The sequence below is a fragment of the Streptomyces sp. R818 genome (assembly GCF_056172735.1).
This window is the reverse complement of the sequence record NZ_JAOCNE010000013.1, coordinates 1-18,844: the sequence shown is the minus strand read 5'-3', so window position 1 is coordinate 18,844 and position 18,844 is coordinate 1. Positions and strand designations below refer to the sequence as shown.

The following is an 18,844-nucleotide window of genomic DNA, read 5'->3' as shown; positions in this document are numbered from 1 at the left end:
CACGAGCACGATCGCCGGGTCGGCGCCGCGCATCGCGGGGGAGTCCGCCACGGCGTGCCGTGCGTAGTAGGCCGCGTACTCCTCGCGGTACTCGGTGTGGAGCTCCTTCAGGCGCGCGACCACCGCGTCCAGCTCCGCCGTCGGCGGCAGGTCCAGGACCAGCGGGCGCACCTTCGTCCGCAGGAAGTGGTCGGGGCAGGACGTGCCGAGCGCGGCGAGGCGCGGGTGTTCCGTGCGCGCCAGGAAGTCGAGGACCGTCTCGGAGTCGTCGAAGTGGCCCACCTGGGGGCGGTCGAGCGAGGCCAGGCCCCGGATGAGGGGCGCCAGTTCGGCCGCGCGGGCCCGGCGCTCCGCCGCGCCCAGCGCCTCGTACCCTTCGCGGACCGCACCGAACGGCTCCGGCTTGCCGCGCTCCGCGAGGAACGTCTCCGCCGTGCGGATGATGAAGAGGGAGTTCGCCTCGCACTCCTCCGCCGTGTCGCCCCCACGCCGTGATGCCGTGGCCGCCGAGGACGCAGCCGATCGCCTCGGGGTGGGCGGCCTTCAGTGCGGCGATGTCCAGGCCGAGCTGGAAGCCGGGGCGGCGCCACGGGACCCAGGCCACCTTGGAGCCGAAGCACTCGGCGGTGAGCTTCTCGCCGTCGGCGGCGCAGGCCAGGGCGATGCCGGAGTCGGGGTGGAGGTGGTCGACGTGGGCGGCGTCGACGAGGCCGTGCATCGCGGTGTCGATGGACGGCGCGGCACCGCCCTTGCCGTGCAGGCAGTAGTCGAACGCGGCGACCATCTCGTCCTCGCGCTCCACCCCCGGGTACACCTCGGTGAGCGCGCGCAGGCGGTCCAGGCGGAGGGCGGCGAGGCCGGCCTCGGTGAGGGTGCCCAGGTCGCCGCCGGAGCCCTTGACCCACAGCAGCTCGACGCCCGTACCGGTGACGGGGTCGGTGGCGGTGGCCTTGGCGGAGGTGTTGCCGCCCGCGTAGTTGGTGTTGCGGGGGTCGGCGCCGAGCCGGTGGGAGCGGGCCAGGAGCGCGGCGACTTCGGGAGGGGTGGCGGAGGACATGCGGGTTCCTTCGGTAGGGAGAAGTGAGAGGGAGGGGGACGGGGCGGGGCGGGCGCCGTCAGGCGCCCCAGCCGGCCTGCTCGCCGCCCACCCGCTCGGCCACGATCCGCTCCTGCCAGCCGCTCGCGTGGTACGCCGCGACCGGGTCCGGGTGCAGGCCCTGCTCCTCGCGCAGGTCGCGGAGGAGCGGGCGGACATCGGTGTTGTAGGCGTCCATCAGGACCGCGTTGGCGGTGAGGACGTCGCCCGCGCGCTGGGCGGCGGTCAGGGCGTCGCGGTCGACGAGGAGGGCCTTGGCCGTCGCCTCCTGGACGTTGAGGACGGAGCGGATGACGGCCGGGATCTTCGCCTCGATGTTGTGGCACTGGTCGAGCATGAACGCCACGTTCGTCTCCGCGTCGAAGCCGCCGTTCCCCGCGACCTCGTGCAGGATGCGGAAGAGCTGGAAGGGGTCGGCCGAGCCGACCATCAGGTCGTCGTCGGCGTAGAAGCGGGAGTTGAAGTCGAAGCCGCCGAGCCGGCCCTCGCGCAGGAGCAGCGCGACGATGAACTCGATGTTGGTGCCCGGCGCGTGGTGGCCGGTGTCGACGACGACCTGGGCGCGCTCGCCCAGCTTCAGGCACTGCACGTAGGAGGTGCCCCAGTCCGGCACGTCCGTCGTGTAGAAGGCGGGCTCGAAGAGCTTGTACTCCAGGAGCAGGCGCTGGTCGTCGCCGAGGCGCTCGTAGACCGCGGCCAGCGACTCCGCGAGGCGGTCCTGACGGGCCACGATGTCGTCCTGGCCCGGGTAGTTGGTGCCGTCGGCGAGCCACAGCTTCAGATCCTTGGAGCCGGTGGCGTCCATGATGTCGACGCAGTCCAGGAGGTGGCCGACAGCCTTGCGGCGCACCTTCGGATCCGGGTGGCAGACGCTGCCGAGCTTGTAGTCGTCGTCCTGGAAGGTGTTGGAGTTGATGGTGCCGAGTTCGACACCGCGCTCCTTGGCGTAGGCGGCGAGCGCCGCGTAGTCGTCGACGGTGTCCCACGGGATGTGCAGCGCCACCTTGGGCGCGATGCCGGTGAACTCGTGCACCTTCGCCGCGTCGTCGAGCTTCTCCCGCGGGGTGCGGGGCACGCCGGCCTGGGCGAACACCTTGAACCGGGTGCCGGAGTTGCCGTAGCCCCAGGACGGCGTCTCGATCCGCTGGCCGGCGAGTGCGGCCTTCACGGCAGCGATGTCAGGCATGTCCACCTCTGAATTCGTGAATCGATTCACTTCGCTGGGAAGTTAACCCCGGGTGCCGAGCGCGTCAAGGGGTCGGGCACGGGGTCAAGTGCGGCGGGTGATTGTGCAGTTCATCGACGTGCACCGCGTTGCAGCCGCTTTTTCTCGTTCTTCCGGCGCTCGCCTCTTGACCTCCCGGGAGGGGCGGGGCTAGCTTCCGGGCAACTTCACTGAAACATTTCACCGCCGGGGATCCATCCGTCCGGCGTCACCCACGGAGACATGCAATGACGCATCCTGAACCGGAGACGACTCCGGTGCTCGCGCTGGAGGGGGTGAGCAAGTCCTTCGGCGCGGTGCGCGCCCTGCGCGGCGTCGGCCTGCGCCTGTACGCCGGAGAGGCGCACGCCCTCGCCGGCGAGAACGGCGCCGGCAAGTCGACCCTGATCAAGACCCTCGCCGGGGTGCACCGGCCGGACACCGGCACGGTCCTGCTCGACGGCGCCCCGGTGGAGTTCCACGGCCCCGCCGACGCCCGGGACGCCGGAGTCGCCGTCATCTACCAGGAGCCGACGCTCTTCCCCGACCTGTCGATCGCCGAGAACATCTTCATGGGGCGCCAGCCGCGCCGCTCGCTCGGCCGCGTCGACCACCGCGCCGTCAAGCGCGCCACGGCCGACCTCTTCGCCCGGCTCGGGGTCGCGCTCGACCCGGACCAGCCCGCGCGCGGCCTGTCCATCGCCGACCAGCAGCTCGTCGAGATCGCCAAGGCGCTCTCCTTCGACGCCCGCGTCCTGATCATGGACGAGCCGACCGCCGCGCTCACCGGCAGCGAGGTCGCCCGCCTCTTCGGCGTCGTCCGCACCCTGCGCGAACAGGGCGCCGCCGTCCTCTTCATCTCGCACCGCCTGGAGGAGATCTTCGGGCTCTGCCAGCGCGTCACGACGCTGCGCGACGGCGCCTGGGTCGCCAGCGAACCCCTCGAAGGGCTGACCGAGGACGACCTCGTGCGCCGCATGGTCGGCCGCGACCTCGACGAGCTCTACCCCAAGCAGGACACCGAGATCGGCGACGTCGCGCTCAGCGTGCGCCGCCTCACCCGCGAGGGCGTCTTCACCGACGTCTCCTTCGAGGTGCGGCGCGGCGAGATCGTCGGCCTCGCCGGGCTCGTCGGCGCCGGACGCAGCGAAGTGGCCCGCGCCGTCTTCGGCGTCGACCGGTTCGACGGCGGCGAGGTCGAGGTGCTCGGCCAGAAGCTCAAGCCGGGCGCCCCGAGCCTCGCCATGCACGCCGGACTCGCGCTCGTCCCCGAGGACCGCCGCGCCCAGGGCCTGGTGATGGACATGTCCATCGAGCGCAACATCGGCCTCACCGGTTTCGCCGACACCAGCCGCGCCGGACTCATGAACCGCAAGGCCGAGCGCAGCCGCTCCCTCGACTGGTCCGTCAAGCTGCAAGTGAAGTACGCGCGCCTCGCCGACGTCGTCGGCACCCTGTCCGGCGGCAACCAGCAGAAGGTCGTCCTCGCCAAGTGGCTCGCCACCGGGCCGCAAGTGCTCATCGTCGACGAGCCGACGCGCGGCATCGACGTCGGCACGAAGGCGGAGGTGCACCGGTTGCTGTCGTCGCTGGCCGCCGAAGGGGTTGCCGTCCTGATGATCTCCTCCGACCTTCCGGAGATCCTGGGCATGGCCGACCGGGTGCTTGTCATGCATGAGGGGCGGCTCACCGCTGAGCTGAGTCGCTCCGCTGCGTCTGAGGAGTCCGTGATGGCCGCGGCCACGGGGAGGGCTGCCTGATGTGCGCCAACTCGCCGTTGATGGTTGACCGGTCGTGGGCGTGTGCGGGCCCTGTGTGGTTGCTCGCGCAGTTCCCCGCGCCACTGGAGGGGTTGGACGTAACGTGACCATGACCGTTGAACCCGTTCGTGAGGACGCCGTGCCCGAGCCCACCGCCGGGCGGCGGCTCATCGACAAAGTCTTCAAGGCGCGCGAGATCGCCGTCGCCGGGGTTCTCGTGCTCATGCTGCTCGCCACCCAGGTCTCCAACAGCGAGTTCCTGTCCGAGCAGGGGGTGAAGGACCTTCTCCTGAACGCCACCATCCTCGTCCTCGTGGCGACCGGGCAGGCCGTCGTCGTCATCACCCGCAATGTCGACCTGTCCGTCGGATCCGTCCTCGGCATCTCCGCGTTCGCCGCGGGCGACTACCTGCAAGGGGGCGGCAGCTCGATCGTCGCCGTGCTCTACGCGGTCGCCATCGGCGCCGTGTTCGGAGTGCTCAACGGCGCCCTCGTCAGCCTCGGCAAGGTGCCCGCGCTCGTCGTCACCCTCGGCACCCTGTACATCGTGCGCGGCATCGACTCCATCTGGGTCGGCTCGCAGCAGATCGTCGCCGCCGACCTGCCCGACGCGTTCGTCGACTTCGGCCACGACGGCCTGTGGATCGTCCCCTACCTGGCCATCCTCGCCGCCGCCGTCCTGCTCTGCGTCGGCTACTACCTGCGCAGCTACCGCAGCGGCCGCGACATGTACGCGCTCGGCTCCAGCCCCGAGGCCGCCTCGCTCGCCGGCATCCCGGTCCGCAAGCGCATCATGACCGCGTACGTCCTGTGCGGTGCCCTCGCCGGACTGGCCGGCGCCCTCTACCTGGCCCGCTTCGGCAACGTCGACTCCGGCACCGGCAACGGCTACGAACTCACCGTCGTCAGCGCCGTCGTCGTCGGCGGTGTCGCCTTCACCGGCGGCTCCGGCACCGTCTACGGCGCGGCCCTCGGCGCCCTGCTCCTGACCTCCATCAACAGCGTCCTGCCCGCCATCGGCGTCAGCTCCGTCTGGGTCACCGCCATCAACGGCATCCTGCTGCTGCTCGCCATCGCCGTCGACCGGATCCTGGCCCTGCGGGTCGCCGCAGTGCTGCGCAAGCAGGCCGCACAGATGAGGAGCGCCCGCCATGCCTGAGAACCTCAAGAACGCCGTGCGCTGGGACACCGCCGTCGGCGCCCTGCTCATCGTGCTGCTGCTCTGCTCCTTCTCGTTCGTCGACAACTTCGGCAACGCGCTCAACCTGTCGTTCCTGATCGGCAACACGCTGCCCATCGCCCTGATCGCGCTGCCGATGACGATGCTGGTGATCTCCGGCGAGGTCGACCTGTCCGTCGGCTCGACGGCCGGACTCTCCGGGGCCGTCATGGGCGCCCTGTGGAACCAGGGCATGGCCATCGAGACGATCATCCCGCTCTGCCTCGTCCTCGGCCTCGTCTGCGGCCTGATCAACGGGCTGCTCGTGACCCGGCTCGGCCTGCCGTCCCTCGCCGTCACCATCGGCACCATGGCCGCCTACCGGGGCATCGCGCAGATCGTCCTCGGCTCGGACTCCGTCACCGACTTCCCCGCGCAGTACCTGGACTTCGGCGCGGGCCGCTTCGGCGACACGTTCCTGCCGTACGCCGCGCTGCCGTTCATCGTCCTGTGCGCGATCGCCGTCGTCGTCCTGCACGCCACCCGCCTCGGACGCTCGCTCTTCGCGATCGGCGCCAGCGAGGAGGCCGCCCGGTTCTCCGGTGTCCGCGTCAAGCGGCTCAAGCTGTCCATGTTCGTGACGACGGGCGTGCTCTCCGCCCTGACCGGTGTCTTCTGGGCCCTGCACTACGCCAGCGCCCGCTACGACAACGCCACCGGCCTCGAACTCTCCGTCATCGCGGCCGTCCTCCTCGGCGGCATCGACTTCGACGGCGGAAAGGGCACGCTCGGCGGCGCCGTCGCCGGTGTCTTCCTGCTCGGCACGCTCCAGAACGTCATGAGCCTGCTCAACGTCTCCGCGCAGTCCCAGATCGTCGTCACCGGCGTCCTCCTGGTCATCTCCGTCCTCGCCCCGCGCGTCGGCCGCCAGATCGCGCAGGCCAGGGCGCGCCGCAGGACCGCCGCGGCGCCACCGCCGACGCCGGTCACCTCGTAAGACGCGCGCCCCCTCATCTCCGTACAGCCCACCACCCGTAAGGAACCGCCATGTCCCGGACCGTGACCGTCACCGCCAGAACCCGCCGGCTCACCGCCGCGCTCGCCGTCACCACCGCGCTCGTCCTCTCCGCCACCGCCTGCGGCGGCACGACGAAGGACGACGCGAACAAGGAGGCGGCGGGGTCCAACGCGGCCGGGAAGGCCGACCCGAACGCCGCCACCAAGAAGGGGCTCACGGTCGCCTTCCTGCCCAAGCAGGTCAACAACCCGTACTTCACCACCTCCGACAACGGCGGCAAGAAGGCCGTCGAGGAACTCGGCTCGACGTACAAGGAGGTCGGCACCAGCAGCGGCACCGACACCGCAGGTCAGGTCTCCTACGTCAACACGCTCACACAGCAGCAGGCCGACGCCATCGCGGTCTCCGCGCAGGACCCGGGCGCCCTGTGCACCGCGCTGAAGCAGGCCATGAAGAACGGCGTCAGCATCGTCACGTACGACTCCGACACCAAGGCCGACTGCCGCAACGTGTTCGTCTCGCAGGCCAGCGCCGAGGACCTCGGCCGCACCCAGGTGCAGCAGATGGCGAAGCAGATCGGCAACAAGGGCGAGATCGCGATCCTCTCGGCGGCCCAGACGGCCACCAACCAGAACACGTGGATCGACTTCATGAAGGACGAGCTGAAGAAGCCCGAGTACAAGGACATCAAGCTCGTCACCACCGCCTACGGCGACGACGACGCGCAGAAGTCGTTCCAGCAGACGCAAGGCCTGCTCCAGGAGCACCCGAAGCTGGCGGGGATCATCTCCCCGACCACCGTCGGCATCAAGGCCGCCGCCCAGTACCTGTCGGGCTCGAAGTACAAGGGCAAGGTCAAGCTGACCGGCCTCGGCACCCCCAACGACATGCGCGCCTACGTCAAGAACGGCACCGTCGAGGCGTTCGAGCTGTGGGACCCGGCGAAGCTCGGCGCGCTCGCCGCGCACACCGCCGTCGCCCTGGAGTCCGGGCAGATCAGCGGCAAGGAGGGCGAGACCTACAAGGCCGGTGACCTCGGCGAGTTCACCATCGGCAAGGACGGAGTCGTCTCCCTCGGCAAGCCGACCGTCTTCGACAAGTCCAACATCGACCAGTACAAGTTCTGACCGGTCCACGAAGCACGGAGAGTGTCCATGCAGCGCGTCTGCTTTCTGCTCAAGGTCAGAGCCGGCCGGATCGACGAGTACCGCGCCCGCCACGCCGACGTGTGGCAGGAGATGAGGGAGGCGCTGACCGCCGCCGGCTGGCACAACTACTCGCTCTTCCTGCGCGAGGACGGCCTGCTCGTCGGCTATCTGGAGACGGCGGACTTCGACGCGGCACGCGCCGCCATGGACGCCACCGACGTCAACGCCCGCTGGCAGGCGGAGATGTCCGGCTTCTTCGAGGAGCTCGACGGGCAGGCCCCGGACGCCGCGATGCGCCCGCTCACCGAGGTCTTCCACCTTGCGTGAGCGCGCGGCGGGTCGGTCGGCCGGCATCAAGGACGTGGCGCGGGTCGCCGGGGTCTCCGTCGGGACCGTCTCCAACGTCCTGAACCAGCCCCACCGGGTCTCCGAGCCGACCCGCCGCCACGTCCAGCAGGTCATCGCCCGGCTCGGCTACGTCCGCAGCGAGTACGCGCGCCAGCTGCGCGCCGGACACAGCCGGATCATGGCGCTGCTCGTCCTGGACATGGGCAACCCGTTCTTCGTCGACGTCGCACGCGGCGCCGAGCGCGCCGCGCGCGACGCCGGGCTCGGCGTCATGGTCTGCAACAGCGCGCAGAACCCGGCGGAGGAGGCCGAGTACCTCTCCCTCTTCGCCGAGCAACGCGTACGCGGCGCGCTGATCACCCCCGCCGACCCGAGCGGCGCGACCCTGCGCGACTTCCGCCGCCACTCCATCCCGTACGTGGTGGTGGACCGGGTCGCCGGGGGACGAGGCGGGGTGCTCGGTCTCCGTCGACGACGTGTCGGGCGGCGCGCTCGCCGTCCGCCACCTCGTCGCCGGGGGCACCGCTCCTCGCCTACGTCAGCGGCCCGCCCCACCTCAAGCAGGTGCAGGACCGCCGCGAGGGGCCCTCAAGGCGCTCGCCGAGGCGGGCCTGGACGGCGGGATCCTCCGCGAGCTGCCACCGAGCGCCTCGATGTGGCCGCGGGCGCGACGCGGGCGCCCGCCTCCTCGGCCTGGCCGACCGCCCCACCGCCGTCTTCTGCGCGAACGATCTGCTCGCCCTCGGCGTCCTCCAGGCGCTGTACGCGGCCGGGGTCAAGGTCCCCGACGACATGTCGATCGTCGGCTACGACGACATCGAGTTCGCGGCGGCGGCCACCGTCCCGCTCACCTCGGTGCGCCGGCCGGCGCTCACCCTCGGCACCATCGCCGCGGAGCTGCTGCTCCAGGAGACGGGTGAACGCGCAGCCGACCACCGACACCAGCACGTCGTCCTGCGGCCCGAGCTGGTGGTACGCGGATCGAGCAGGTCTCTCTGACCGACGGGCTCAGCGCACCGTGCTGGTCACCCGGTACCGCCCCGCCGGCAGACGGTACGTGGCCCTGCCGTCCGCGAACCCGGTGAACCGCACCCCGTCCACGGACGCGAGCGGGGTGCGCCCCTCCCGTACGGCGGACGCCGACACGGCGGGCAGGCTCAGCGTCGCCTCGCTGTTGGCGGGCACGACCGCCTCGTACGTCAGTGTCCCGTCCTTCGCCAGGGACCACGCGCTGGTGATCTCGCCGTACGGGGACTCGTGGCGCCCGGTGATCCGGGTGATCGAGCCGGTCGGGTCGAGGTGCGGGCGCAGTACGAAGCGCTGGAAGCCGGGGTGCTCGGGGTCGCGCGCGATGCCCGCCATGTACGCGTACATCCACTCCGCGATCGCGCCGTAGGAGTAGTGGTTGAAGGAGTTCATCTCGACGGGCCCGAAGCCGTCCTCCTCGGAGTACGAGTTCCAGCGCTCCCACACGGTCGTCGCGCCGTTCTCCACCGAGTACAGCCAGGACGGCATCGCGTTCTGGTGCAGCAGCGCGTACGCGAGGTCGGCGCGGCCCTCGTCGGTCAGGACGGGCGCGAGGACGTTCACGCCGAGGAAGCCGACGGAGAGCGTGTTCTCCGCGTACTGGACGCGGGCGCTGTCCGGATGGGCGGCCTTGTACGCGGCGTCGTTGCCGATGTTGTCCGCCAGCAGGGCGACCAGCGCGCGGCGTTGCGCCTGCGTGTCGTAGAAGCCGAGCTTGAGGACCCAGAGCAGCGCGGACTGGCTGTTGTCCTCGGGGTCACCGCCCATGGGGGGCTTGCCGCCGATGCTGGACCTGACCGTGATGGTGTCGCCGTCGACCGCCACGTACTTGGTCATGAAGGCGCGCCGGATCCTCGTGAACAGGTCGTCGTACGCCTTGCCCTCGGCGGTGCGTCCGGTCGCCCGCGCCATCTCGGCCATGAGCCGCACGCTGTAGGCGTAGTAGACGTCGCTCATCAGCTGGGTGCCGGTGTTCTGGAACGCCAGCCAGTCGGCGAAGATCGCGCCCTGGCCGGCGTAGGTGTCGCCGCCCTTCCGCTTGATCCAGTCGAGGTAGCGGACCATCGCCTCCCAGCTGCGGTCGATGATGGTCGCGTCCCCGCTCATCTGCCACACGGTCCACGGCACGATCACGCCGCAGTCCGCCCAGCCGCTGCACGGTGCCGCCGCGTTGTACCGGTTGCCGGGCGCGACGGCCGTGAACTGGGCGCCGTCGACCCCGTAGATCTTCTGCGACTCGATCAGGATGGACTGGAACTGGCTGAGGAAGGCGACGGAGTCGGTGTTGTAGAGGCCGGTGTTGCAGAAGACCTGGGTGTCGCCGGTCCAGCCGAGCCGTTCGTCGCGCTGCGGGCAGTCGGTGGGCACCCACAGGTAGTTGCCGCGCTGGCCCCAGCGCACGTTGCTGATCAGCTGGTTGATCGCGTCGTCGTCCGTGGTGACGCTGCCGATGTCACGTATGGCCGATGTGCCGACCTTGCCGGTGAGACCAAAGACGGTGACCTCGGCGCCGGGTGTCGTCACCTCCACGGACACGTAGCGGAAGCCGTAGAAGGTGAGCGAGTCCTGATGTGTCTCGCCGTCCTTCGCACCCTTCAGGATGTACGTGCTCGTCGCCTTGGCGCTGCGCAGGTTGGCCCGGTACAGCGAGCCGACGGGGCCGTCCGCGCCCGCGCTGTCGTCGTTCAGCATCTCGCCGAACCTGACGACGACCTCCGCGCCGGCCGGGCCGCGCAGCGTGTAGCGGGGGACGCCGACCATGTTCTGGCCGAGGTCGAAGACGGCGGTGTCACCGGCCCGCAGGGTGATGGGGCCGGGCGCGCTGTCGGTCGAGCGGCCCGGGTCGGGCACGATCCGGCCCTTGCCGCTGGCGCTGGACGAGGCGTCCGTGACCTCGCTGTAGACGGTGACGGACCGCGGGTGCTGGTCCCACTTCTCCACCAGGCGCGCGCTCTCGCCCGGATAGGCGGTGAGCTTGGCGTCCGGGAACTCGGCGGCGTACCCGACCTGTTCGACCTCCGCCCAGCCCGTGGTGTCGTAGCCGTTCGCGGTCCAGCCGTTCAGCTCCTTGCGGGCGTCGTACGTCTGCCCGTCGTAGATGTCGTCGGCGCGGTAGGGCCCGGTGTCGGTGGCCCGCCAGCCTCCTCCGGACTCGGTGACGATGCTCTGTGTCGAGCCGTCGGCGTAGCGGACGAGCAGCTTGGCCTTGAGGGCGAGGGGCTTGCCGTCCTTGGAGTAGTAGGTGCTGCCCTCGGAGACGCGGCCGTTGTACCAGCCGTTGCCGAGGACGGCGGCGAGCGTCACCGACCGGCCGCGCGCGACCAGCTCGGACACGTCGTAGGTCAGGTAGTTCACGGTCATGTCGTAGTTGGTCCAGCCGGGCGCGAGCAGCTCGACCGTCCGGCCGCCGTCCTGCGGGACGGTGACGCGCTCACCGTTCACGTACGCCTCGTAGACGCCGAGCGCGCTGATGTAGAGACGGGCCTCGCTCACCTTGCCCTTGCGCAGGGGCGTCTCGCGGCGCAGGAGCGGGGCGCCCGCCGAGTTCGGCGCCTTGCCCTTCATGCCGACCCACAGGGCGCCGTCCCAGTTGCCGGTTCCGTCGGTGCTCAGCAGCCCGGTCTCGAACCAGGCGGCCGATGAGGTGCCGACCGGGCGGTTCCCGCCGTCCCAGACGGTGACGTTCCAGAAGTAGCGTGTCGACGGCTTCAGCTGTGGCCCGTCGTAGAGAACGGCGACGGAGTCGGACGACGCCACCCGCCCGCTGTCCCACACGTCGGCACGGGACCCGTTGAGCCGGGCGGGCGAGGTGGCGACCCGGATGCGGTACGCGCCCTGCGCGAGGCCGCGCCGCTGGGAGCCGAGCCGCCAGCCGAAGCGCGGCCGGGCCGCGTCCATGCCGAGTGGCAGCGCCCGGTGCTCGACGGTGAGCCCGGTGACGGCGGTGTCCCCGCCCCGCGCCGTGGGGGTGGCGGCGAGGGCGGGCGCGGTGCCCGCGAACGTGCCGGCGGCGGCCATGACGGGCACGGCGCCGGCGGTCGCGGCGAGAACGGTCCTGCGGCGGATGTCGCTGCTCATCTTTCAGGTGTCCCTTCGACGGTGAAGGTGCTCTGTGATGGTGGGGGGTGCTGCGGACGTGCTCCTTGCGGGTGCTGCGGACGTGCTCCTTGCGGGTGGTGCTCAGACGCGCACGGTGGCGCGTCCGTACGGGACCAGGCGCACGGGCCCGGTCAGCCCGTAGGCCTGCGGTTTGTTGCCGCCGAACACGGCGGGGCGGCTGACGCGGAGCCGGTTGAGCAGCGTCGTCGCCACCTCGACCTCGATGGTGTTGACGCCGGCCTTGAGCCGGGTGCCGAGGTCGGCGACGCGGGTGAGCTGGTCGAGGGGCGGCAGCTCGTGCCCGTTGACGCGGACGGTGAACGTGTCGAAGACGCCGCCGAGTTCGAGCAGCGCGCCGTGCGCCGCGGTCCATTCGCGGCCGAGCCGCACGGTCGTGCGGTACGTACCGATGCCGGAGACGTCCGCGAGGCCGGGCAGCTCGGTCCAGGGCGCGAGCGCGTCCAGCGTCAGCTCGTGCCGCTCGTGCGCCGTCTCGGTCGCGCTCGCGCCAGGGCGCCAGTCGTCGACCGTCAGCTTCCAGGAGGTGAGGGCGGTGGGCGCGGGCACGGCGGGGATCTTCGTGGTGACGGTGCGGCCGCTGTCGAGCGTGGTGGTGTACGTGCCCGCGGCTGAGGCCCTGACCTCCAGGCGTCCGCCGTCGGCTACGCGGACCGAGTCGGCCTGCGTCGCGGTCGCGTGCCGCTTCGGCACGGAGCCGGACGGACGGGTCAGGACGATGAGGGTGACGGCGCCCGGCTGGAGGTCGACGGTGAGCCGGATCCGGCCGTCCGCCGTCCGCGTGTAGAGGGCGATCGGCGTGAGCGTGCCGGTCCACGGGTCGAGGCGGTGGGGGACCGCGCCCCTGACGTGGGCGGTGAGCGTGACGTCGTGGGTGATGCGGGTGCCGGTCGAGCCCTTCTTGCTGACGGCGTCGTTGGCGAAGTAGTAGTAGTCGGCGTCACGGTCGGCGCGGTGGGCGTGCAGCAGCATCGAGGGTTCGGCGTACTCGACGTCGCGGGTGAGGCCGAGCGCGGCGATGGCCTCGGGCACGTCCGGTCGGTCGGCGACGGTGTGCACGTTCTTCAACTGCTGCAGCCGCGAGAGCAGTTGCCGCAGGCGCTCGTTGTCGCCGGGGCCCGCCAGGCCGGGGACATGCGCGTCCGACCAGTCGCCGACGAGGATGATCGGCAGACCCGCGCGGGCGTACCCGAGCAGCTTCTCCGCGACGTCGAGCTGGAGCGTGTGCTCGCGGTTGATCATGATGTCGCCGTCGACGAGCAGCGCCTTGAGCGCGGGCCCGTCCGGGGCGAACCGGCCGCCGCGCACCACCGCCGACTTCAGGTCGAGCAGGCGGGGGCTGAGGAACGTGTGCGTCCAGCCGACCGGCACACCGTCACTGGTGAACCAGGGCGCCCCGAGCCCTGACCCCGCGTACCCCTTCTGCCGCAGAATTCCGATGTCGACGCGGTTCACGCCGGTCTGCAACACCTCCTGCACCCGCGCCAGGAAGTCCGCGACCTGCAGGGTGTGCCGCCACAGCGGCTGGCGCGGGCCCCACGCCTCGCCGTAGCCGGCGGCGCCCTTGTACGGGGAGAACGCCGCGAACCCGGGCCACTCGGCGCCCGGCGCGTCCGCGTAGGCGAAGCCGTGGAAGACGGCCTGGTTGACGCCCGCCGCGTACTGCGTGACCAGCTTCTTCAGCGTGTCCGTCCACGTCGTGGAGTAGGCGCCGCCCGCCGTGCCGCCCGCCTCGTTCGACACGAGCGGCTTGCCGCCCATGTCGCGGCCGCCGGCCAGGCAGCGGAAGTCGTCGAGGTTCTTGAAGCCGAGCGACTCGCCCTCGGTGACGTCGAGCAGCGCGGACTTCCAGACGGCGTCGGTCTCCAGGCCGTACGGCTGGATGCGCAGCTTCAGGCCGAGCGTGTGAGCCCACCTCTGGAGCGGCAGAAGATGGTGCTCGACGTACAGCTCGGTGACGACCTCCATCACGTCGCGCCGGACCGCCTTGTCCAGTGCCGACTCGAAGCCGAAGACGTACTTCTCCTTCTTCTCGACGAACGTCGCCAGGTAGGGGAGGAGCGAATAGCCCATGCGGCGCTCGAACTCGGCGGGCAGCGCCGGGGTCCACAGCGTCGCGTCCGTCTCGATCTCGATGGAGTCCTCGAACAGCGTGCCGCCCGCGTCCTTGAGCAGCCCGCGGATCGACGGCGTCAGGATGTGCCGCTCCCAGAAGTCGGTGACCGCGCGGGTGCCCGCGTCGCTGAAGTGGTCGACGACGTAGGCGAGCGGCGTGGTGTGGTCGCGGCCTTCCGGGCGCTGGCCCGAACCCCGCTCCCAGTAGGCGACGAGGAGCCAGGTGGCGCCGTCGTCGGGCGCGGTCCACGCGATACGGCCTGCGGTGACGTGCGCGGTGACGTCGGTGACGGTGGCCTGGTCGAGGCGGACCGGCACGGCCGTCGGCGAGCTGCCCGCCGTCACCCGCACCGCCTGGACGAGGAGGAGCCGCTGGTCGGTGACGCCCGCCTCGGCCTCGCTGACGGCGGCCGGGACAGGGCCCTCGTAGGCGCCGCCCGGCTCCAGCACGGCGATCCCGTGCGCCAGTTCCTTCGCCGCCGCCTTGCTGTCCGGCGTGATCGACGGCACCGCGGCGGGCCACGCGGGGCCGATGGTCAGGTCCACCACCACATCGGCCTTCTTCGCCTCGCGCAGCGCCGCCTCGACCGCCGCCCGCCACGCCTCGGTGCCCCAGCCGTGGCGCACCGTGTCGAGCTGGCTGTCCATGCTGTGCGTGACGGCGGCGATCTCCACGCCGCCGAACCCGGCCGCCGCGATCTGCCGGATCTCGCGGGCGATCTCCCCGGTGTCGACCAGCGCGTCCGGCCACCACCAGCGGAACTTGGGGCGTACGGCGGGCGCCGGGCGGCTCAGGTGTTCCGGCGCGCGACCCTGCGCGGCGAGTACGTCCGTCGCGCCGGAGAACGGCAGCGCCGTCGCGGCCCCGGCCAGGGCGCTCATTCTCAGCACGGTCCGACGACGCAGGCTCATGGTGCTCCTCGTGAACGACTTCGGTGTCGATTGAACAGTTTCAAACGATTCAATGTGGGGTGGAGGAACCTACGTGCAGCCGTGACCAGTGGCAAGAGGTGTGCACGAAACGCACCTGTGCACACTGATTGACAGGCGGTGCCGCCTCGCGCAGAGTTGCCGACGGTGTAACGCGAAACGATTCAAGTCGCCCTGGCCGCCGCCCTCGTGGCGGAATCGCCGCACCCCGCTTCCTCCCTCAGCCGGACGTCGTTCAGACGCGCAAAGGAGCCGCCGCATGCCCGGACCACAGCTGACGAGACGCACGTTCGTCGCAGGATCGGGGGTGGCGGCGGGGGCCGCCGTCCTGGGCGTGGGTCCGGGCACCGCCCACGCGCAAGGCGAGGACCATCCGGGGGCGCCGCTCGCCGAACTCCCGCTCTCCGACGTGACCCTGCTCGACAGCCCCTTCCGCGCCAACATGCGCCGCACCTGCGCCTACTTGAAGGCAGTCGACCCCGACCGGCTGCTGCACACCTTCCGGACCAACGTCGGCCTGCCCTCGGACGCCGAACCCTGCGGCGGCTGGGAGGCCCCGGACGTCCAACTGCGCGGCCACACCACAGGACACCTCCTGTCGGGCCTCGCCTTCGCCCACGCCAACACGGGTGACAAGGAGTACGCGGAGAAGGCCGCCCACGTCGTGAGCGCGCTCGCCGAGTGCCAACAGGCCGCGCCCGAGGCCGGGTTCACCGAGGGCTACCTCTCCGCCTTCCCCGAGAAGGTCTTCGCCGACCTGGAGGCGGGCGGCAAGCCCTGGGCGCCGTACTACACGATCCACAAGATCATGGCGGGGCTCCTCGACCAGTACCGGCTCTCCGGGAACAGGCAGGCGCTGACCGTCCTCACACGTATGGCCGGCTGGGTCGAGACACGTATGGCCCCGCTGGACGAGACGCGGCGCCGCAACGTCCTGCGCGTCGAGTGGGGCGGCATGAACGAGGTCCTCGCCGCGCTCCATCTCACCACCGGCGACCCGGCCGCGCTGCGCACCGCGCGCCGCTTCGACCAGGAGGACCTGTTCGGGCCGCTCGCCGAGGGGCGCGACGAACTCGACGGACACCACGCCAACACCGAGATCGCCAAGATCGTGGGCGCGGCGCGGCTGTACGACGCGACGGGCGAGGAGCGCTACCGGGCCATCGCGGCGCACTTCTGGGACATCGTTGTCCACGACCACTCGTACGCCATCGGCGGCAACTCCAACCAGGAACTCTTCGGCCCGCCCGGCGAGATCGTCAGCCGCCTCTCCGAGGACACCTGCGAGAACTGCAACACCTACAACATGCTCAAACTCGGCCGCCGCCTCTTCCTGCACGACCCCGGCACCGCCGCCTACATGGACCACCACGAGTGGGCGCTGCACAACCAGATGCTCGGCGAGCAGGACCCGGACTCCGACCACGGCTTCGTCACCTACTACACCGGTCTGTGGGCCGGATCGCAGCGGCAGCCGAAGGGCGGGCTCGGGGCGGCGCCGGGCAGCTACAGCGGGGACTACGACAACTTCTCCTGCGACCACGGCACCGGTCTGGAGACGCACACCAAGTTCGCGGACACGATCTACTTCACGTCGGCGGACAGGGCCTCCTTGTACGTGAACCTGTTCATCCCCTCCGAGGTGCGCTGGCGCGAGCGCGGGGTGACCGTGCGCCAGGACGGCGGATACGGCGGAAACGCCGACGGCGACCGTCCCGTGCGCCTCACCGTCACCCACGGCGCCGCCCGTTTCCGGCTCAAGGTCCGCATCCCCGGCTGGCTGGCCGACGCGGACCGCCGCCTCACCGCCCGCGTACGGGTCAACGGCCGCGCGATCGACACATCCCGCGCCACCCCGGGCTCGTACCTGACGATCGACCGGCACTGGCAGCGGGGCGACACCGTCGAACTGACCTTCCCGCGCGCCCTGACCTGGCGCCCCGCCCCCGACAATCCGCATGTGCAGGCCCTGTCGTACGGGCCGCTGGTCCTCGCCGGCGCGTACGGCGCGGACGATTCGCCCACGATCCCGACCCTCGACCGGTCGTCCGTCCGCCAAGTGCGGAGCGGACGGGCCGAGTTCACCGCCGCAGAGGCGGGCGGCAAGCGCATCGCCCTGCGCCCCTTCCACCAGATCCACCACCAGCACTACAACGTCTACTTCGCGACCGAGCCCCGCCCCGGCCGCCCCCGCGAGACGGCCCGGTACCTCCTCGACGAGGGCACGGGCGGCACGGTCACCGACGCCACCCGCACCCACTCCGCCGGCCGGCTCACCGGCGGCGCCACCTGGACGACGGGCCGCGACGGCCACACCGCCGCCGTCGCCCTCGACGGAGTGGACGGCCATGTCGCGCTCCCGCCCGGCCTCATCACGGGGTCGACCGAGCTGACCGTCAGCGCCTGGGTCCGCGTCGACACGCAGGCGAACTCGGCCCGCGTCTTCGACGTCGGCTACCACAAATCGACCTATCTCTTCCTCGCCGCCCGCACCGGCACCGGGCGCCCGCGCGCCGCGCTGAAGATCGCCGGGATGGAGGGCGAGGACTTCGTCGACGCCGACGTGCCGCTCCCGACGGGCAGCTGGGCCCATGTCGCGCTCACCATCGGCGGCGGCTCGGGCGTCCTGTACATCGACGGCCGGGAAGCCGGGCGCAACGACGCCTTCGTCTCCTCGCCGCTGCTCCTCGGCGTCACCACCCGCACCTACCTGGGCCGCTCGCAGAACTCCACCCACCCCTACCTGCACGGCGCCGTCGCCGGATTCCGCATCCACAACCGGGCGCTGCCCGCCGCCGACGTCGCGGCGCTCGCCCGCGCCTGAACCACCACCCCCTCCCGCCCCTTCAGAAGGTTCCGCCATGCCCGAACAGCTCCCAGGACCCCTGTCCAGACGCGGCTTCGTCGCCGCCTCCGCGCTCACCGCCGCCGCCCTCACCGGCGGCCTGCCCGGCATCGCGTTCGCCGACCGGGGCGGCGCCACCACGTACGACGCCGCCGGGTTCGCCGACCCGCGCCGCGACAGCCGCCCCGCCGTCTACTGGTACTGGAACGGCCCCGTCACCCCCGAACTCGTCACGGCCCAGATGGCGGACCTGCGCGACAAGGGCCTGTACGAGGTCGTCGTCTTCCCCTACGACAACGCGGAGATGCAGCCCGCGTTCTTCACCGAGGGCTGGTTCGACATCGTCGAGCACGTCCTGCGGACCGCCGAGAAGACCGGCATGAAGGTATGGCTGTTCAACGACAACCACTTCCCGAGCGGCCGCGCCGGATACTTCGTGACCAAGGGCGGCACCGTCGGCTCGCGGACCTACGCGCCACGGCCCGACCTGCGGCTGAAAGGGCTGTGGCGGTCCACGGCCGTCGTCCAGGGCCGCGCACCGTCAGCCTGACGGAGACGACGGGCGTCGGGGTCGACACCGGGCAGCTCATCGCCGACGCCGCCGTCCTCGCCGGGCCCGCCGTGCTCCGGGCGGGCACCGGCTGGGGCGACTGCACCGTCACCGCGAGCGCCAAGCCGGACGTCCTCGCCGCCGGGCTCCTGGTCCGCGCCTCCGCCGACGGCGGCGACGGGCTCCTCGTCGAGTTCGACCAGACCGGCGTCGTCACCCTGTCGCGCGTCGCCGACGGCACGGTGACGCAGGTCGCCAAGTCGACCCGTACCGACGGTTTCAACAAGACCAAGTTCCACACCCTCGCCGTCACCGTGAGCGGTACGTCGGCGAGCGGTGCGTCGGGGAGCGGTACGTCGGCGAGCGGTGCGTCGGGGAGCGGCGCCACCGTCTCCGTCACCCTCGACGCCAAGGACAAGGGCACCGTCACCGACGCCACCCTCACCCACGGCAGTGTCGGCGTGCACGCCCGCGACGGGCAGCGCTCCCTCTGGGAGGAGCTGAAGGTCACCGCCGCCGACGGCAGCG

Annotated in this window: 10 protein-coding genes and 3 pseudogenes; 9 read left to right on the top strand and 4 right to left on the bottom strand. The window is 71.3% G+C overall.

Going from position 1 to position 18,844, the window contains the following annotated elements; all coding sequences use genetic code 11:
* Positions 1-1,057, bottom strand: a pseudogene (locus tag N5I75_RS29550) (class II aldolase/adducin family protein); the annotation flags it as partial.
* 58 nt (positions 1,058-1,115) lie between these two features.
* A complete protein-coding gene (gene rhaI / locus N5I75_RS29545) occupies positions 1,116-2,282 on the bottom strand; it encodes an L-rhamnose isomerase (protein ID WP_476682403.1) in 1,167 nt (388 codons plus the stop codon).
* A 266-nt stretch (positions 2,283-2,548) separates the two neighbouring features.
* On the opposite strand from rhaI, the gene N5I75_RS29540 reads away from it, so the two are divergent.
* From N5I75_RS29540 to N5I75_RS29515, 6 genes and pseudogenes are all read left to right on the top strand, one after another.
* A complete protein-coding gene (locus tag N5I75_RS29540; protein WP_476682401.1) occupies positions 2,549-4,060 on the top strand; it encodes a sugar ABC transporter ATP-binding protein in 1,512 nt (503 codons plus the stop codon).
* A gap of 109 nt (positions 4,061-4,169) precedes the next feature.
* Positions 4,170-5,219, top strand: coding sequence for an ABC transporter permease (locus N5I75_RS29535; protein WP_476682399.1), 1,050 nt, complete (start codon positions 4,170-4,172; stop codon positions 5,217-5,219).
* Positions 5,212-6,216, top strand: coding sequence for an ABC transporter permease (locus N5I75_RS29530; RefSeq protein ID WP_476682397.1), 1,005 nt, complete (start codon positions 5,212-5,214; stop codon positions 6,214-6,216). Before N5I75_RS29535 ends, N5I75_RS29530 begins: the two co-directional genes overlap by 8 nt.
* Before the next feature lie 50 nt (positions 6,217-6,266).
* Positions 6,267-7,364 (top strand): rhamnose ABC transporter substrate-binding protein, encoded by a 1,098-nt coding sequence (gene rhaS, locus N5I75_RS29525; protein WP_476682395.1) that lies wholly within the window; start codon positions 6,267-6,269, stop codon positions 7,362-7,364.
* A 27-nt stretch (positions 7,365-7,391) separates the two neighbouring features.
* Entirely contained in the window at positions 7,392-7,712 is a 321-nt protein-coding gene (locus N5I75_RS29520; protein WP_476682393.1) for an L-rhamnose mutarotase, read from the top strand.
* A pseudogene (locus tag N5I75_RS29515) lies at positions 7,705-8,732 on the top strand (LacI family DNA-binding transcriptional regulator). The gene N5I75_RS29520 and the pseudogene N5I75_RS29515 overlap by 8 nt, the downstream one beginning before the upstream one ends.
* A gap of 9 nt (positions 8,733-8,741) precedes the next feature.
* Here N5I75_RS29515 and N5I75_RS29510 read toward each other — a convergent pair.
* Positions 8,742-11,837, bottom strand: a complete 3,096-nt coding sequence (locus N5I75_RS29510) for a family 78 glycoside hydrolase catalytic domain (RefSeq protein WP_476682391.1) — start codon at positions 11,835-11,837, stop codon at positions 8,742-8,744.
* A 102-nt stretch (positions 11,838-11,939) separates the two neighbouring features.
* A complete protein-coding gene (locus N5I75_RS29505) occupies positions 11,940-14,903 on the bottom strand; it encodes a glycosyl hydrolase (protein WP_476682389.1) in 2,964 nt (987 codons plus the stop codon).
* Between the two features lie 277 nt (positions 14,904-15,180).
* Between N5I75_RS29505 and N5I75_RS29500 the strand changes: the two genes are divergently transcribed.
* The 3 genes and pseudogenes from N5I75_RS29500 to N5I75_RS29490 form a co-directional block, all read left to right on the top strand.
* Positions 15,181-17,745 carry a beta-L-arabinofuranosidase domain-containing protein gene (locus tag N5I75_RS29500; protein ID WP_476682387.1) on the top strand — a complete coding sequence of 855 codons (2,565 nt, stop codon included), beginning with the start codon at positions 15,181-15,183 and terminating at the stop codon, positions 17,743-17,745.
* 37 nt (positions 17,746-17,782) lie between these two features.
* Positions 17,783-18,316, top strand: coding sequence for a twin-arginine translocation signal domain-containing protein (locus N5I75_RS29495; RefSeq protein ID WP_476682385.1), 534 nt, complete (start codon positions 17,783-17,785; stop codon positions 18,314-18,316).
* Positions 18,271-18,844: pseudogene (locus tag N5I75_RS29490) on the top strand (hypothetical protein); the annotation flags it as partial. The gene N5I75_RS29495 and the pseudogene N5I75_RS29490, both read left to right, overlap by 46 nt.

What these genes read in the sequence shown, in the direction of transcription:
- N5I75_RS29535 (WP_476682399.1), top strand. Translation starts at nt 4,170, where the DNA reads ATGACCGTTGAACCCGTTCGTGAGGACGCCGTGCCCGAGCCCACCGCC.
- N5I75_RS29520 (WP_476682393.1), top strand. Translation starts at nt 7,392, where the DNA reads ATGCAGCGCGTCTGCTTTCTGCTCAAGGTCAGAGCCGGCCGGATCGAC.
- N5I75_RS29540 (WP_476682401.1), top strand. Translation starts at nt 2,549, where the DNA reads ATGACGCATCCTGAACCGGAGACGACTCCGGTGCTCGCGCTGGAGGGG.
- N5I75_RS29505 (WP_476682389.1), bottom strand. Translation starts at nt 14,903, where the DNA reads ATGAGCCTGCGTCGTCGGACCGTGCTGAGAATGAGCGCCCTGGCCGGG.
- rhaS (WP_476682395.1), top strand. Translation starts at nt 6,267, where the DNA reads ATGTCCCGGACCGTGACCGTCACCGCCAGAACCCGCCGGCTCACCGCC.
- N5I75_RS29510 (WP_476682391.1), bottom strand. Translation starts at nt 11,837, where the DNA reads ATGAGCAGCGACATCCGCCGCAGGACCGTTCTCGCCGCGACCGCCGGC.
- N5I75_RS29530 (WP_476682397.1), top strand. Translation starts at nt 5,212, where the DNA reads ATGCCTGAGAACCTCAAGAACGCCGTGCGCTGGGACACCGCCGTCGGC.
- rhaI (WP_476682403.1), bottom strand. Translation starts at nt 2,282, where the DNA reads ATGCCTGACATCGCTGCCGTGAAGGCCGCACTCGCCGGCCAGCGGATC.
- N5I75_RS29500 (WP_476682387.1), top strand. Translation starts at nt 15,181, where the DNA reads ATGCCCGGACCACAGCTGACGAGACGCACGTTCGTCGCAGGATCGGGG.
- N5I75_RS29495 (WP_476682385.1), top strand. Translation starts at nt 17,783, where the DNA reads ATGCCCGAACAGCTCCCAGGACCCCTGTCCAGACGCGGCTTCGTCGCC.